Annotated in this window: 13 protein-coding genes and 4 tRNA genes; 11 read left to right on the top strand and 6 right to left on the bottom strand. The window is 70.9% G+C overall.

The window, feature by feature from the left end; all coding sequences use genetic code 11:
• Window positions 1-32: 32 nt before the first annotated feature.
• The 3 genes from OG842_RS18855 to OG842_RS18845 are packed head-to-tail and all read left to right on the top strand — an operon-like array spanning window position 33 to window position 2,162.
• Complete coding sequence (locus tag OG842_RS18855; protein ID WP_266731059.1) at window positions 33-437, top strand: hypothetical protein; 405 nt, start codon at window positions 33-35, stop codon at window positions 435-437.
• A gap of 58 nt (window positions 438-495) precedes the next feature.
• Window positions 496-1,314 carry a DsbA family protein gene (locus OG842_RS18850; protein ID WP_266731058.1) on the top strand — a complete coding sequence of 273 codons (819 nt, stop codon included), beginning with the start codon at window positions 496-498 and terminating at the stop codon, window positions 1,312-1,314.
• Complete coding sequence (locus OG842_RS18845; protein WP_266731056.1) at window positions 1,311-2,162, top strand: cytochrome c biogenesis CcdA family protein; 852 nt, start codon at window positions 1,311-1,313, stop codon at window positions 2,160-2,162. The genes OG842_RS18850 and OG842_RS18845 overlap by 4 nt, the downstream gene beginning before the upstream one ends.
• A gap of 38 nt (window positions 2,163-2,200) precedes the next feature.
• Here the strand turns inward: OG842_RS18845 and OG842_RS18840 are convergent.
• The 3 genes from OG842_RS18840 to OG842_RS18830 all read right to left on the bottom strand — a co-directional run bounded on the left by OG842_RS18840 (window position 2,201) and on the right by OG842_RS18830 (window position 2,486).
• Window positions 2,201-2,277: transfer RNA gene (locus tag OG842_RS18840), tRNA-Phe, on the bottom strand.
• A gap of 22 nt (window positions 2,278-2,299) precedes the next feature.
• Window positions 2,300-2,374, bottom strand: a tRNA-Asp gene (locus OG842_RS18835).
• 39 nt (window positions 2,375-2,413) lie between these two features.
• Window positions 2,414-2,486 (bottom strand) — tRNA-Glu (locus OG842_RS18830).
• Window positions 2,487-2,667: 181 nt separating this feature from the next.
• On the opposite strand from OG842_RS18830, the gene OG842_RS18825 reads away from it, so the two are divergent.
• The 7 genes from OG842_RS18825 (at window position 2,668) to OG842_RS18795 (ending at window position 11,976) form a co-directional block, all read left to right on the top strand.
• Window positions 2,668-3,018, top strand: a complete 351-nt coding sequence (locus OG842_RS18825; RefSeq protein WP_206433537.1) for a metallopeptidase family protein — start codon at window positions 2,668-2,670, stop codon at window positions 3,016-3,018.
• 192 nt (window positions 3,019-3,210) lie between these two features.
• Entirely contained in the window at window positions 3,211-3,789 is a 579-nt protein-coding gene (locus tag OG842_RS18820) for a hypothetical protein (protein WP_266731054.1), read from the top strand.
• Between the two features lie 239 nt (window positions 3,790-4,028).
• Complete coding sequence (locus OG842_RS18815; protein WP_266731052.1) at window positions 4,029-6,212, top strand: DEAD/DEAH box helicase; 2,184 nt, start codon at window positions 4,029-4,031, stop codon at window positions 6,210-6,212.
• Between the two features lie 318 nt (window positions 6,213-6,530).
• A complete protein-coding gene (locus OG842_RS18810; protein ID WP_266731050.1) occupies window positions 6,531-8,600 on the top strand; it encodes an FG-GAP-like repeat-containing protein in 2,070 nt (689 codons plus the stop codon).
• Entirely contained in the window at window positions 8,600-10,177 is a 1,578-nt protein-coding gene (locus tag OG842_RS18805) for an FG-GAP-like repeat-containing protein (protein WP_328512389.1), read from the top strand. Before OG842_RS18810 ends, OG842_RS18805 begins: the two co-directional genes overlap by 1 nt.
• Before the next feature lie 111 nt (window positions 10,178-10,288).
• Window positions 10,289-11,812 carry an amino acid permease gene (locus OG842_RS18800; protein WP_266731046.1) on the top strand — a complete coding sequence of 508 codons (1,524 nt, stop codon included), beginning with the start codon at window positions 10,289-10,291 and terminating at the stop codon, window positions 11,810-11,812.
• Between the two features lie 91 nt (window positions 11,813-11,903).
• Window positions 11,904-11,976, top strand: a tRNA-Lys gene (locus tag OG842_RS18795).
• Between the two features lie 75 nt (window positions 11,977-12,051).
• Here the strand turns inward: OG842_RS18795 and OG842_RS18790 are convergent.
• The 3 genes from OG842_RS18790 to OG842_RS18780 form a co-directional block, all read right to left on the bottom strand.
• On the bottom strand, window positions 12,052-12,339 hold the full coding sequence (locus OG842_RS18790) for a hypothetical protein (RefSeq protein WP_266731044.1): 288 nt from the start codon (window positions 12,337-12,339) through the stop codon (window positions 12,052-12,054).
• A 27-nt stretch (window positions 12,340-12,366) separates the two neighbouring features.
• Window positions 12,367-13,761: an FAD-binding oxidoreductase gene (locus OG842_RS18785; protein ID WP_266731042.1), complete on the bottom strand. Its 1,395-nt coding sequence runs from the start codon at window positions 13,759-13,761 to the stop codon at window positions 12,367-12,369.
• A gap of 157 nt (window positions 13,762-13,918) precedes the next feature.
• Window positions 13,919-14,338 carry an SHOCT domain-containing protein gene (locus OG842_RS18780; protein ID WP_266731040.1) on the bottom strand — a complete coding sequence of 140 codons (420 nt, stop codon included), beginning with the start codon at window positions 14,336-14,338 and terminating at the stop codon, window positions 13,919-13,921.
• A 316-nt stretch (window positions 14,339-14,654) separates the two neighbouring features.
• Here OG842_RS18780 and OG842_RS18775 point away from each other — a divergent pair, with 316 nt between their 5' ends.
• Window positions 14,655-14,825: a hypothetical protein gene (locus OG842_RS18775; protein WP_266731039.1), complete on the top strand. Its 171-nt coding sequence runs from the start codon at window positions 14,655-14,657 to the stop codon at window positions 14,823-14,825.
• Window positions 14,826-14,839: the final 14 nt, after the last annotated feature.

Raw genomic sequence — 14,839 nt, 5'->3', positions numbered from 1 at the left:
CCCGTTGCCCCTGTCCGGAAAGGCCGGTCGCCGTGTCCCGTACGCAGTGGTGCTGCCTGACGGCGGTGCTCGCGGTGATGCTGGGGCTGTTCTGCGGACCGGCGACTGCGGTGACCGGCGGCGCCTCACCCGCTGCCATGGTCGTGACCGCCACCACGGTCGGCCCGGACGGCCCTGCGGACACGGACGCCCCGGTGGTGGCGACGGACTCCGACCAGCACCCGACGCCGGGATGCGGCAGGACCAGGAAGCCCGACGACGCACCTGCGCTCCCGGGCCGGGCCCGTGCCGCGTACGACCAGGCCCCCGGCCTCGCCGAGTGGGGCCTGCCCGCCGCCACCGGGCACGGACCGGTCCACCCACCCGTGCGGCTGAAGCTGCGCACCCCCCCGCCCGCCGCCCCCACTCCCGTCGAACTCTCCGTGCTGAGGGTGTAGCCGGCCCGCCCGGCCCGGCAACCCTCTTCCCTTCCGCCTCACCAGCACGGAGTTCCGCATGCCCAAGTCCCCGTCCACGTCCGCACGCAAGCCCGCTTCCAGAAAGCCGGTGATCTACGGCGCCGGAGTCGTCCTCGCCGCCGCGCTGCTCGGCTTCGTCTCCTACAAGGCCACCGCCCCCGACCACTCGGGTTCCGGTTCCTCCTCGGTCGCCGATGTCACCGCCGACCCGGACGCCGGCGTCTACCCGGAGCTGGCGAAGCTCGCCCGCCGCGACGCCGGTGACAAACTCGCGCAGGGCCGCGCCGACGCACCCGTGGTCCTCATCGAGTACGCCGACTTCAAGTGCGGCTACTGCGGCAAGTTCGCCCGCGACACCGAACCCGCGCTGGTCAAGAAGTACGTGGACAACGGCACCCTGCGCATCGAATGGCGCAACTTCCCGATCTTCGGCGCCGAGTCCGAGGCCGCCGCCCGCGCCGCCTGGGCCGCCGGGCAGCAGGACCGCTTCTGGCAGTTCCACGCTGCTGCGTACGCCGAGGGGGCCAAGGAGAAGGGGTTCGGCAAGGACCGCCTGAAGGAGCTCGCCCGGCAGGCCGGAGTCGCGGACCTCGACCGGTTCGCCCGCGACGCGGACAGCGCCGCCGCCTCCGCCGCCGTCGGCAAGGACCAGGAACAGGGGTACGGAATCGGCGCGACGTCCACCCCGTCGTTCCTGATCAACGGCCGCCCGATCGCCGGGGCCCAGCCCATGGAGACCTTCACCTCGGCCATCGAGGCGGCGGCCGAGCAGGCCCGCAACACCGATGACGCCAAGAGCAGCAAGGACTCCGAGACCGGCAAGGGCTCCCAGCACTCCGGGGACGATGCGAAGTGACCGCTGACATCGGCTACTTCGCGGCCTTCCTCGGCGGGCTGCTCGCCCTGGTCAGCCCGTGCAGCGCGCTGCTGCTGCCCGCCTTCTTCGCCTACTCCATCGATTCCGCCTCGCGCCTGCTGGCCCGTACCGGCATCTTCTACGCCGGTCTGGCCACCACCCTGGTGCCGCTCGGCGCCGCCGGCTCGTACGCCGGACGGCTCTTCTACCGCCACCGCGACGCGCTGGTCCTCGGCGCGGGCTGGCTGATCATCGCGCTCGGCATCGCGCAGATCATCGGCCTGGGCTTCGCCTCGCGCCGGATCGCCGCCCTCAGCGGCCGGATCCGCCCGACCACCGCCGTATCGGTCTACGCGCTGGGCGCCGTCTACGGACTGGCCGGCTTCTGCGCGGGTCCGATCCTCGGCAGCGTCCTGACCGTGGCGGCGGTCAGCGGCAGCCCGGTCTACGGCGGGCTGCTGCTCGCGGTCTACGCCCTGGGCATGGCGGTCCCGCTCTTCCTGCTCGCACTGCTCTGGGAACGTTTCGACCTGGGCCGACGGGCCTGGCTGCGCGGCCGCGCCTTCCGGCTGGGCCGTTTCGAGCTGCACACCACGACCCTGCTGTCGGGGCTCTTCTTCATCGCGCTCGGCGCGCTGTTCCTCGCGTACGACGGGACGACGGCGCTGCCCGGACTGCTGGACGTGGACGATTCGTTCGCCGTGGAGCAGTGGGCCCAGCGCATCGGCGAGCACGTGCCGGACGCCATGGCGCTGGTGGCCGTGGTCGCGGTGGTGCTGCTGGTTCTGGCGGTACGGGCGTGGCGCGCCCGTGAGAGCGTGAACCCGGCGGACCGGGAAGAGGTCTGACACGGCGAAGGCCCCGTCCGGTGGACGGGGCCTTCGGGTGGTGGCTGGGGCCGGGATCGAACCGGCGACCTATCGCTTTTCAGGCGATCGCTCGTACCAACTGAGCTACCCAGCCACGCAGCTCATAAGGGCTGCAGCGGTCCTGACGGGATTTGAACCCGCGGCCTCCACCTTGACAGGGTGGCGAGCACTCCAAACTGCTCCACAGGACCAAGCTAATGTGCGAGACAAGTCTCGCACACGGTTAAGCGTGCCCCCAACGGGATTCGAACCCGTGCTACCGCCTTGAAAGGGCGGCGTCCTGGGCCACTAGACGATGAGGGCTAAGGGCCCACCTGCGCGCTTTCCAGCGCGTCGGGGACGTGAGAAGCATATGGGATGGCGGCGGCTATCGCCAAAACGGTTTACGCGAGCACCCGGCAGGGGCGCTCGCTCCGTCGCGGAGACGTTCGTACGGGCCGTCCGGACCAGGGCGCCGGGACCGTCGGTACGGGACAATGGCGGGGTGCTGGAGATGACGCGCGAAGAGTTCGAAGAACTGGTCGCCGAGGCGCTGGACCGGATCCCGCCGGAGCTGACGCGGCTGATGGACAACGTCGCGGTGTTCGTCGAGGACGAGCCCGACCCGGGGGATCCCGAGCTGCTCGGCCTGTACGAGGGGACGCCGCTGACCGATCGCGGCGAGTGGTACGCGGGGGTGCTGCCGGACCGGATCACCATCTACCGCGGGCCGACCCTCCGGATGTGCGAGTCCCGCGAGGACGTCGTCGCCGAGACCGAGATCACGGTCGTCCACGAGATCGCCCACCACTTCGGTATCGACGACGCGAGGCTGCACGCGCTCGGCTACGGGTGAGCGGACCGCTCCCCGCCGGAGCCGCAGCCCGCTCGGTGGTGTGCGTGCGGAAACGCCGTGGGAGGCGTGCGGGTGGTGTGCGGGACGGGAGTGGGGCGTGTCCCCGGTGGGGCAAAGGGAGTTGGGCACGGAGCCCCCCTCTTCTCCCGTACCGCTCCGCCCCCTCTTCGTACCCCCCCGGAGGTGCCTCTCGTGCGCCAGTTGCCCGTCCCCGTCCGATGGGCGGCCGTCGTCGCCGCGACGGTCGCCGCGTCCACCGGCTGCATGAGCGTCGGCGACGACGGGGGGAAACCGGCACCGTCGCCCTCTCCGTCGCCCGAGCACGCAGGGAGCGCCGCCCGGCCGGACGGCGGCACCGTGGCGGGTACCGGCAGGGTCCGTGGCGGTGGCGGCCGGGCCGAGGCGCACTCCGAGCGGGAGGCCGCCGAGTCGCCGGAGCCGAGCGGCTCGGCCGGGGCCCCGGCCACCCCCGGTGACGTGCGGCCAGGCGGGGAGCAGGGCGGGGACGCCGAGCCGGGCCGGGGCGGTCCGGTGCCGACGCCCTCCGCCTCGCAGTCCGGCCCCGGGGTGCCGGAGCAGCCCGATCCGCCCGCGCCGTCCGGGCCGGCGACCCCCGAGCCGCCGGACCCGCCCGAGCCGGAGCCCTCCGAGGCGTCGCCGCAGCCCTCCGCCTCGCCGGCCGCGCAGCTCCGCAACGAGGTGATGGGGGCGTCGGGGGTGTCGCGTCCGCTGCGGACTCCCGAGGTATCGCCGCAGGTGGGGCCGGTCTAGCGGGGGGCGGGAGAGGGCCGGTTTGCGCGATGTGGGGTGGAGTGCGTATGGTAGTAGATCGTTTGATCCCATTGCCCGGCGCCGAAACAGAAGCGCGCCGTGTGGCGCGTACTCTCCCTTGCCGTGGCTGGACCGCATTGAGGCGGTCGAAATTGCGAATCACGGAGTTACGGGCGCGTGCCGAGACTCCGGAAGGTTTCGCATTTCGCATGTCAATTTCCAGTTCTGACCACACCGTCATGCCCGAGAACATCGAGAACGACGAGCTCGTCGAGGCCGCAGAGGCCGTGGTCGCCGAGTCCGCCGGTTCCATCGAGGCCGACGTCCCCCAGGCCGAGCAGGCCGACATCGACTCCGCCGAGGCCGAGGCCGACGCGGACGCCGAGCCGACCATCACCTTCGCCGACCTGGGCCTGCCCGAGGGCATCGTCCGCAAGCTCGCGCAGAACGGTGTGACGGCGCCCTTCCCGATCCAGGCCGCGACCATCCCGGACGCCCTGGCCGGCAAGGACATCCTGGGCCGCGGCCGTACCGGCTCCGGCAAGACCCTCTCCTTCGGTCTGCCGACCCTGGCCACGCTGGCCGGCGGTCACACCGAGAAGAAGAAGCCCCGCGCGGTCATCCTCACCCCGACCCGTGAGCTCGCGATGCAGGTCGCGGACGCGCTTCAGCCGTACGGCGACGTGCTCGGCCTGAAGATGAAGGTCGTCTGCGGCGGTACGTCGATGGGCAACCAGATCTACGCGCTGGAGCGCGGTGTCGACATCCTCGTCGCCACCCCGGGCCGGCTGCGCGACATCATCAACCGGGGCGCCTGCTCCCTGGAGAACGTCCAGGTCGCCGTCCTCGACGAGGCCGACCAGATGTCCGACCTGGGCTTCCTGCCCGAGGTCACCGAGCTGCTCGACCAGGTTCCGGTCGGCGGTCAGCGCATGCTCTTCTCCGCCACGATGGAGAACGAGATCGGCACGCTGGTCAAGCGCTACCTGGACAACCCGGTGAGCCACGAGGTCGACAGCGCCCAGGGCAACGTCACGACCATGACGCACCACGTCCTCGTCGTGAAGCCGAAGGACAAGGCGCCGGTCACCTCCGCCATCGCCGCCCGCAAGGGCCGCACCATCATCTTCGTCCGGACCCAGCTGGGCGCCGACCGCATCGCCGAGCAGCTCGTCGAGGCGGGCGTCAAGGCGGATGCGCTGCACGGCGGCATGACGCAGGGCGCCCGTACCCGGGTGCTCGCGGACTTCAAGGACGGCTACGTCAACGCGCTCGTCGCGACCGACGTCGCCGCCCGCGGCATCCACGTGGACGGCATCGACCTGGTGCTGAACGTGGACCCGGCCGGTGACCACAAGGACTACCTGCACCGCTCGGGCCGTACCGCCCGCGCCGGCAAGTCCGGTGTCGTCGTCTCGCTGGCGCTGCCGCACCAGCGCCGTCAGATCTTCCGCCTGATGGAGGACGCGGGCGTCGACGCCTCGCGCCACATCGTCGGCGGCGCGGGCGCCTTCGACCCGGAGGTCGCCGAGATCACCGGTGCCCGTTCGCTGACCGAGGTCCAGGCCGACTCCGCGAACAACGCCGCCAAGCAGGCCGAGCGCGAGGTCGCCGACCTGACCAAGCAGCTGGAGCGCGTCCAGCGCCGCGCCGGTGAGCTGCGCGAGGAGGCCGACCGCCTCGTCGCCCGTGCCGCCCGCGAGCGGGGCGACGACCCCGAGGCCGCCGTGGCCGAGGTCGCCGCCGAGGCGGAGGCCGCGATCGAGGCCGCCGTCTCCGTGCCGGAGCAGCCCGCCGCCCGTGACGACCGTCGCGACGACCGGGGCAACTTCGACCGCCGGGACAGCCGTGGCGGCGACCGCGGTGGCTACCGCTCCAACGACCGCCGGGACGACCGCGGTGGCGACCGTGGTGGCTTCCAGCGTCGTGACGACCGTTCGTCCGGTGGCTTCCGCCGCGACAACGACCGTCCGTCGTTCAACCGGGACCGTCGTGACGACCGTCCGTCGGGTGGCTTCCGCTCCAACGACCGTCGTGACGACCGTGGTGGCCGCTCCTTCGACCGCCGCGACAACGACCGTCCGTCGTTCAACCGCGACCGTCGTGACGACCGTCCGTCGGGTGGCTTCCGCTCCAACGACCGTCGTGACGACCGTGGTGGCCGCTCCTTCGACCGCCGCGACAACGACCGTCCGTCGTTCAACCGCGACCGTCGTGACGACCGCCCCTCCGGTGGCTTCCGCTCCGGCGGCAGCGACCGTCCGTTCAACCGTGACCGTCGTGACGACCGTCCCTCCGGTGGCTTCCGCTCCGGTGGCGGCGACCGTCCGACCGGCCGCCGCGACGACCACCGGGGCACCGGCACCAACACCGGTTCCTTCGGCCGCCGCGACGACAAGCCGCGCTGGAAGCGCAACGGCTGAACGCGGTAACGCGGTGAGGACCTGCTGAAGGTCCGCTGAAAGGTCTGCGGAAAGCGGGCCCGCTCTTCACGAGCGGGCCCGCTTTTCTTTTCACTTCCCTCACATGGGTGACCGCTGCTAGCATCCGGCCACTTGCACAGGGGCGGGGCCGGGGGGCTTTGCGAGCTTTACGTGATTCCTTTGCGGCGGGCCGCCGTTGATGACCTGTGCCCTTCATGCCTTCGGGTATTTCGGGGAGGACTGACCCTTTTGGCTCGCCTTGCTTCTCCACGCGGTCGTGGCGCCCGGCGCCGTGTCGCCGCACTGGCCGCTCTCACCGTGGCCGCCACCGGTCTCGGTTCGGTGCAGAGCGCTGTCGCGGCGGATACGCCGACCCCGGTGCAGACCGGTGGGGTCTGGGGCATCGACTTCGCCGGTGGAGTGCTGAACACCGTGGAAATCGCCCCGAGCGGACCGCAGTTCGTGTTCGCCCGGCGGGTCGCCGCGGACGGGTCGACAGTGAGCGCTCCCACCTCGATGGGATACGCCGACACCTACGCGGACGGTGCGCATGCCCAGCGTGTGCCGTGCGACGCCGGTTCCTGCGTACCGCTGCGCGCCACCGGCAACGGCCATGTGGGCCGCTTCTTCGTCGAGAACGGCCAGGAGCGTGCCCAGATCTGGCTGACGGCGGGCACTCTCCACAGCTTCGGCGAACCCGCTGTGACCGGCGGCCGGTTCGTGGACGCGACCGGACGCTATTTCGTCTACAACGCGGCGTCGACGGGCAAGCAGTACGTCGACGCCGTCGGCGAATACCGCGGCGCGGATGTCCGGATGACCCGTTCCGCCACCGCCGCCTCGGTATGGGGATCGGCGCTGTGGACGGCGAGTTCCACCGCCGGAGCGATCACCGCCACCGACCTCGAACAGAAGAAGGTCGTCGCCACCGCCGCCACCGGTGCCCCGTGCGTGATCAAGGAACTCCAGACCGTCGGCCGCTGGATCTACTGGAACTGCGGCACGAACGGCGTCGCCGGGGTCTACGACCGTACGGCGAAGAAGAGCTTCACCGTGCCGTCCGGCGACGCGCTCGTCGGCGACGGCTATCTCGTCCGGCACGACCGCACCGCCGGGAAGCTGGTGCTCACCGACTTCCACAACGGGACGGCCGCACCGCCCCGGGAGATCGCGGACCTGCCCGCGGGCACCACCACCGACCAGCGCCGACTGACCTGGGCCGTGGACAAGTTCGGCGGCGACATCGCGTACGTCGGCCCGGACAAGGCGATCCGGATCGTGCCGAGCGAGGTGCCCGCGCAGCCCCTGGCGAAGATCGAGTCGGATCTCAACGCCGGGTACATCGATCTCAAGAACACCAGCGGCGGCCAGAGGTGGGAGAGCACCTGGCAGCTGAACAGGCCCGTGACCTGGACCTTCGTGGTGAAGGACGCGCACGGTCGTACGGTGCGCACCTTGACCGGGGGGCCGGGTGCCGAGGTCGACGTCGCCTGGGACGGCAGGACCGACGCGGGCGGCTATCCGTCCAACGAGAACCACACCTGGACGCTGACCGCCAGGGCGACCGAGGGCGAAGACACCTACACCACCGGCGGAAAGATCTCGGTCGGCGGCGGCCTCCAGGGCCACCACGACCAGGGCGGCCTCGACTTCGGCGAGCTGGTCACGCTCAACTCGGTCGGCGAGCTGACCCTGCACTACACCGAGGGCAGGGGGAAGTTCGACTGGAAGCGCTCCGGCGCCGGCTGGCCCAAGGGCACGGTGGCGGTGCCGTTCGGGGACATGGGCAGCGACCGGTGCGCCGAGATGCTCGTACGGATGCCGGGCGGGGAGCTGCGCCGGTACGCCGGGAAGTGCGGCTCCCCGTACACGCCGAGCAGCAGCCACACCTCCCTGGGCACGGGGTGGAACGCGTACAACGTGCTGACCGTGCCCGGTGATCTGACCGGTGACGGCCGGCCCGACCTGCTCGCGCGCAAGGCGTCGACCAGCGACGTCCACCTCTTCGCCGATGACGGTCACGGCAAGCTGAAGGCCGGGGTGAAGATCCGCTCGTCCTGGACCGGCTACTCGAAGGTCGTGGGCGCCGGTGATCTCAACGGCGACGGGTACGGCGATGTGCTGGCCCACCACAAGGACGGCACGCTCTACCGCTACGACGGCACCGCCACCGGGAAGCTGAAGGAGCGCGTGAAGGTCTTCGGCGCGTGGGGGACCTCGTACGACACCATCGTCGGGGTGGGCGACATCACCGGCGACGGGAAGGCCGACATCGTCGAGCGGGACCGCTCGGGCAACCTCTTCCGCAACAACGGCGACGGCAAGGGATCGTTCGGCTCGCGCACGAAGATCGCCACCGGCTGGCAGGGCTACAAGGGGGTCTTCTGATGACTCTGATGACCGAAGGACGTTCGGTGCGGGGCCGGTTCGCGGTGCCGGGGGCGGGCAGGGCGCTCACCACCCTGGCCGCGGCCGGAGCCGTGCTCGCCGGGCTGCTGGGTTCCGCGCCGCAGGCACGGGCGGCCACGACGGTCCCGTCGTGGCTCATCCCGCTCCACTACGCCGACGACGCGGACGGCTCCCACCGGGCCTGCACCGGCATCACGCTGTCCAGGACCCGGACCCTGGCCACGCCCGACTGTTTCACCGGCCGCAGCCACGCCGACATGGAGTGGGAGTACGACCTGTCGAGCGGTCAGCTGTCGAGCGGCGGCAGCGATCCGCGCTATCGCAGCCACCCCACGTACGACGCGGCCACCCGCCGGGGGGCCGTCTCGGTGGCGATCCGGGCGACGCCGGCCTCGTACGGCAAGCCGGTGCTCGCTTCGTCGGCCGACACGGCGCTGTACGCGGCGGGCGCCAAGGCGACGTTCTACTCGTGGGCGGGGCTGGATCTGACGGACGCCCCGCGGGTCCGCCACAGCGAGCAGGCGGTGCTCAAGTCGGCGGCGTCCTGCGCCGCACTGCTCGGCCGTACGCTGCCGAGCGGCACGCTCTGCACCGTTCCGGCCCCGGGCGCGCCGCCCGTCGCGGACGAGGACCAGTGCTTCGGCGACGCGGGCGGGGCGCTCGTCGGCGGCGGCAAGCTCATCGCCATTTCGGCCACCAGGGCCACCGGTTGTGTGACGGGCGGGGTACGGCTCTACACCCGGATCTCCTCCTACCGGTCCACGGTCATCGACTGGACCCGCGACGTCGACCTCGACGAGCGGATCAGCGGCTCGGTCCTGGCGCGGGAGCCCGGCGACCTCATCGACCTCTGCACGACGGACCAGCAGGGCAGGCTCAGCGACTGCTACGTCGACAGCATCGGCTCGATGATCGACTGGCGCGACCAGTTCGACTTCATGACCGAGCTGGGCGACCTGGGAGGCGACGGCAAGGGCGACCTGCTCGCCCGTACGCCGGGCGGCACGCTCTATCGCATTCCCAGCGCCCTGAGCCACAGCGATCTCGGCAAGGCCGGGAAGGTGAAACTGGGCACCGGCTGGTCCAAGTACAACCGGATCGTGGCCACCCGGGACCTCAGCGGGGACGGCCTCCCCGACATCCTCGCCCGGGACGCCTCGGGCGTGATCTGGCTCTACCGCGGCAAGAGCGACGGCTCCCTGGCGGGCCGTACGAAGGTCACCACCTGGAAGAGCTACACCGCCATCGCCGGACGCGGCGACCTGTCGGGCGACGGGCGTGCGGACGTCGTGGCGCGGGACAGTGCCGGGGTGCTCTGGCTCTACCGGGGCAACGGCAAGGGCGGCTTCGCGCCACGTACGAAGATCGGCTCGGGCTGGGGCAAGTACAACGTGATCGTCGGCAGCGGGGACATGGACCACAACGGGCGGCAGGACATCCTCGCGCGGACGCCGGCGGGTGCGGTGTACCTCTACAACGCGAACCACACCGGGGGTTTCTCGGCGCCGAGGAAGCTGGCCGACACGCGCTGGAAGAAGTACACGAAGATCAGCTGAGCGACGCCGGGGTACGGGGGGCTGCGTCCCACCCCCGTACCCCGGCACGTTTTCCCAGTCGTGACCCCGGCGGCCGCATGTGTGCCCCGTCACACGGGAATCGCTGGGTGCATGACAATCGACACAGGCGAGGACCGGCCACCACCACCGGGCGTCTCCGACGAGGAGCGCCTCGCACAGCTCGGGTACACGCAGACGCTGGCCCGGCGCATGTCGGCATTCTCCAACTACGCCGTCTCGTTCACGATCATCTCGGTGCTCTCCGGCTGCCTCACGCTCTACCTCTTCGGCATGAACACCGGCGGCCCCGCCGTCATCACCTGGGGCTGGGTCGGAGTCGGCCTGATGACGCTGTTCGTCGGCCTGGCGATGGCCGAGATCTGTTCGGCGTACCCGACCTCCGCCGGCCTCTACTTCTGGGCCCACCGGCTGGCCCCGCCGCGCTCGGCCGCGGCCTGGGCCTGGTTCACGGGCTGGTTCAACGTCCTGGGCCAGGTCGCCGTCACCGCCGGGATCGACTTCGGGGCGGCGTCCTTCCTGGGCGCGTACCTGAACCTCCAGTTCGGTTTCGGCGTCACCCCCACCCGTACGATCCTGCTCTTCGCCGCGATCCTGCTGCTGCACGGCCTGCTCAACACCTTCGGGGTGCGGATCGTCGCGATCCTGAACAGTGTGAGCGTCTGGTGGCACGTCATCGGCGTCGCCGTCATCGTCGGCGCCCTGACCTTCGTACCGGACTCGCACCAGTCGGCGTCCTTCGTCTTCACCGAGTTCGTCAACAACACCGGCTGGGGCAGCGGCTTCTACGTCGTGATGATCGGGCTGCTGATGGCGCAGTACACCTTCACCGGCTACGACGCCTCCGCCCATATGACGGAGGAGACCCACGACGCGGCGACGGCCGGCCCGAAGGGCATCGTCCAGTCGATCTGGACCTCCTGGATCGCGGGCTTCGTCCTGCTCCTCGGCTTCACCTTCGCCATCCAGTCGTACGACGGGGCGCTGAACTCGCCGACCGGTGCCCCGCCCGCCCAGATCCTCCTGGACGCCCTCGGCGCCACCACCGGCAAGCTCCTGCTGCTGATCGTGATCGGCGCCCAGCTCTTCTGCGGCATGGCGTCCGTGACCGCCAACAGCCGCATGATCTACGCCTTCTCGCGCGACGGGGCCCTGCCCTTCTCCCGCGTCTGGCACACGGTCAGCCCCCGCACCCGCACCCCCGTCGCCGCGGTCTGGCTCGCCGCGGCCGGCGCGCTCGCGCTGGGACTTCCGTACCTGATCAACGTCACGGCGTACGCGGCGGTGACCTCGATCGCGGTGATCGGCCTCTACATCGCCTACGTCATCCCCACGTTGCTCCGCCTGCTCCGGGGCGGCGACTTCACCCCGGGCCCCTGGCACCTGGGCCGCTGGTCCCGCCCGATCGGCATCGTGGCGGTGGTCTGGGTCCTGATCATCACGGTGCTCTTCATGCTGCCGCAGCTCTCGCCGGTCACTTGGGAGACGTTCAACTACGCGCCCGTCGCGGTGCTGGTGGTCCTGGGCTTCGCGGCGACCTGGTGGCTGGCATCGGCGAGGCACTGGTTCCTCAAACCGGATCACAAGGGCACGATCACCCCGGACGACCCCGTCTGACGGACCGGGAATCCACTGTGACGGGGCCCGGTAACCGATACCCGATCGGCGGCCGGGCCCCGGCGGGCTATGCTCAGGGGTGATTCGCCGAGGGCCGTTAGCTCAATTGGCAGAGCAGCGGACTTTTAATCCGTTGGTTGTGGGTTCGAGTCCCACACGGCCTACGCGTCATCACGACAGCGCCCCGACCGCTCCTTGCGGTCGGGGCGCTGCGTCGTTCTCGCGCGGGTGCGGCCGGTTCAGGTGCATGGGCCGTCGCCGCGCGGCAAGGTGTCGATGATGCGGGCGGCGAGGGTGTCGGGGTCGGCGCCGACCGCGCGGGCCTCTTCGCCGGTCTCGTCCCCGTGGGCGCACTGCTCACCACCGTCGCACTCGGTTTCGGCCGGGCGGGCCCCGCCGGTGTCATCGGTGCCCTGCTGGTCGCAGCAGGCGTCGTCATCGGCTTCCGGCAGCCGGGCCGCGACGACCGGGACGACCGGGACGACCGGAACGACCGAGGAGCATGCCGCTCCCGGGCGAGTGCCCACGAGCCGGTCTGATCGGGATGAAATGCGTCAGGCCGCCGCTGCCGGTCGGATGTTCTGGTTGGCGTGGAAGAAGTTGTGCGGGTCGTAGGTGCGCTTGATCGCGGCCAGGCGGTCGTAGTGGTCGCGGTAGGTGGCCCGTATCCGGTCCGGGGTCTCGCCCGCGCCGATGAAGTTCACGTACGTACCGCCCATGGAGTGCGGGTGCAGCTCCTCCCAGTAGTCGACGCACCACTGCCTGAGCTGCTCGGCGTTGTCCGGATCCGGGTCGATGCCCGCGATCACACCGGACCAGACCGCGTCCCGGTAGGCCCAGGCCGTGTCGTCGGGGCCGAGCCGGTGGGCGGCCGCGTCGACCGGGTACAGGTGTGTGGTCGACAGGGCGGTGGGGAGGTTCTCGGCGTACTTGGCGTGTACGTCGACGGCGTCGTCGGTGATCCGGTCGAAGAAGTTGCCGCGCCAGTACCACTGCAGACCCGGGGGAAACAGTTCGTCGAACATGGCCTGCAGGACGGTGTACGGCATCGGGGCCATGAAGTGGAACGCGGGCCGGCCGGGGTCCTCGACGGGCTCGAGGACGGTTTCGAGGAGTTCGGGGTCGCCGGTCCAGCACCACACCACGCCGCACATCTTCTGACCGTGGATCTCCTCCGGGAACGGGGGCCCCGGCGGCACGGTGAGCGCGGCGAAGAAGCCGTTGAGGTCCTCGGGGGCCTGCGGCAGGAAGTCGCGGTACCAGCGCAGTACGTCATGGATCCGGTCGACCGGCCAGAGCGTGATGGCGACGCCCACCGTGTCCACCGGATGCAGCCGGAAGGTGAAGGAGGTGACGACGCCGAAGTTCCCGCCACCGCCGCGCAGCGCCCAGAACAGGTCGGGGTGGGTGATGCTGTCCGCCCGCACCGACGTGCCGTCCGCCAGGACCACGTCCGCGGCCAGCAGATTGTCGATCGTCAGGCCGTACTTGCGGGTGAGGTAGCCGTGGCCGCCGCCGAGGGCGAGGCCGCCGATGCCGGTGGACGACAGGATTCCGGAGGGGGTGGCCAGCCCGAACGCGTGGGTGGCGTGGTCGAGGTCGCCGAGCGTGGTGCCGCCGCCGACCGTGGCCGTCCGCGCGGCGGGGTCGACGTGCGTCCAGCGCATGGGCGAGAGGTCGACGGTGACGCCGTCGTCCACCAGGCACAGGCCCGCACCGCTGTGGCCGCCGCCGCGGACCGCGAGCGTGAGGCCCGCGTCCCGTACGAAGCCGACGGCGGCCATGACGTCCGCCGCGTCGGCGCACCGCACCACCGCCGCCGGCCGTTTGTCGATCATGGCGTTGTGGACGGTGCGGGCCTCGCGGTACTCCGGGTCCCGCGGGCCGACGACGGGACCGCGCAGCGCCGTCCGCATCGCGTCCAGGGTTTCGAGCGTGACGCCGTTCATGGCCGGGCCATCTCCTCTTACATCGAGATGGGGACCGTCCCCGCTCGGCCTCCCGCCGTCGCTGATGTCTCAAGCCTCCCCGCGGTCCTGGCGCGTTGCCAGTCCGCCGGACCGCGTGGAGGGAGACATACGCGCCGGGGCGCGGGCGGAGCGGGCGTCAGACCAGGAGCTTCGTCTTCGCCCGCTGGTACTCCTCGTCCGTGATGGCGCCCCGGTCCCTCAGCTCGGCGAGCTTCGCCAGGTCGTCGACGTGGGTCTTCTGTTTCGCGGCGTCGGCACCGCCCGTTTCGGAGGTGCCGGCGGCCTCCCGTACGTACGCCTTGAAGGCCGCGTCACGTTCCTGGGCTTCCTTGATTTCCCGCTTGCTCATGGACTTGCCGCGCACGATCACGTAGATCAGCACGCCGATGAACGGCAGCAGCAGCGTGAGGACCAGCCAGCCTGCCTTGCCCCAGCCGCCGAGGTCGTGGCTGCGGAAGATGTCCGTGATGACCTTGAACAGCAGGAACAGCCACATGACCCAGAGGAAGAACCAGAGCATGGTCCAGAAGAGGTCGAGCAAGGAGTAGTCGTCCATGGGTCGCTCCCAGATCAGCGCGAGTTCGTCGCGTCGGAGATCAAAAGATAAAACAGTCATACCACCGCATACTTCACTCCGCTCGCCGGTCGCCGGACGCTCGCGGGCACCGTTCCACCGGGGTGGGCGCGGAGTACCGTGGAGATGTCGAGGGAGGCTCGGGCCTCCAGGAGGCGGGGTCGCCTCGTGTCCATGAAGCGGTGCGGGACACCGCACGAGAAGCGGCGTGAGCGGGCGTACGCGGGGATGCTCGCGAGGGCGACGCATGCACAGGGCAGATGAGTCCGCCCGGAGCCCGGTCGGGGCGGTCGGCCGTGTGACCGTGCCGATTCCGCCCGATGGGCCGGGCGAAGTACTGGTGGCCGTACGGGGTGGGTCCGAGGCCTACACCGCATGGTCGGCGACGTCGATCGACAGGGACGCGCGCGTGGTGGTCGTCGACACGGTCTCGGCGCGCGGCGTGATCGTGGAACGTCTGCCGCCCTGAGCCGGAACAGCCGA

It is taken from the genome of Streptomyces sp. NBC_00376 (assembly GCF_036077095.1).
In the GTDB taxonomy this organism is placed as follows: Bacteria; Actinomycetota; Actinomycetes; order Streptomycetales; family Streptomycetaceae; genus Streptomyces.
The sequence above is the reverse complement of the archived record's forward strand: the minus strand, read 5'-3'. Positions and strand labels throughout refer to the sequence as shown.

Bases quoted from the DNA above. Each gene is read 5' to 3' on its own strand.
- OG842_RS18850 (WP_266731058.1), top strand. From the start codon at position 496: ATGCCCAAGTCCCCGTCCACGTCCGCACGCAAGCCCGCTTCCAGAAAG.
- OG842_RS18815 (WP_266731052.1), top strand. From the start codon at position 4,029: ATGCCCGAGAACATCGAGAACGACGAGCTCGTCGAGGCCGCAGAGGCC.
- OG842_RS18805 (WP_328512389.1), top strand. From the start codon at position 8,600: ATGACTCTGATGACCGAAGGACGTTCGGTGCGGGGCCGGTTCGCGGTG.
- OG842_RS18800 (WP_266731046.1), top strand. From the start codon at position 10,289: ATGACAATCGACACAGGCGAGGACCGGCCACCACCACCGGGCGTCTCC.
- OG842_RS18785 (WP_266731042.1), bottom strand. From the start codon at position 13,761: ATGAACGGCGTCACGCTCGAAACCCTGGACGCGATGCGGACGGCGCTG.
- OG842_RS18780 (WP_266731040.1), bottom strand. From the start codon at position 14,338: ATGGACGACTACTCCTTGCTCGACCTCTTCTGGACCATGCTCTGGTTC.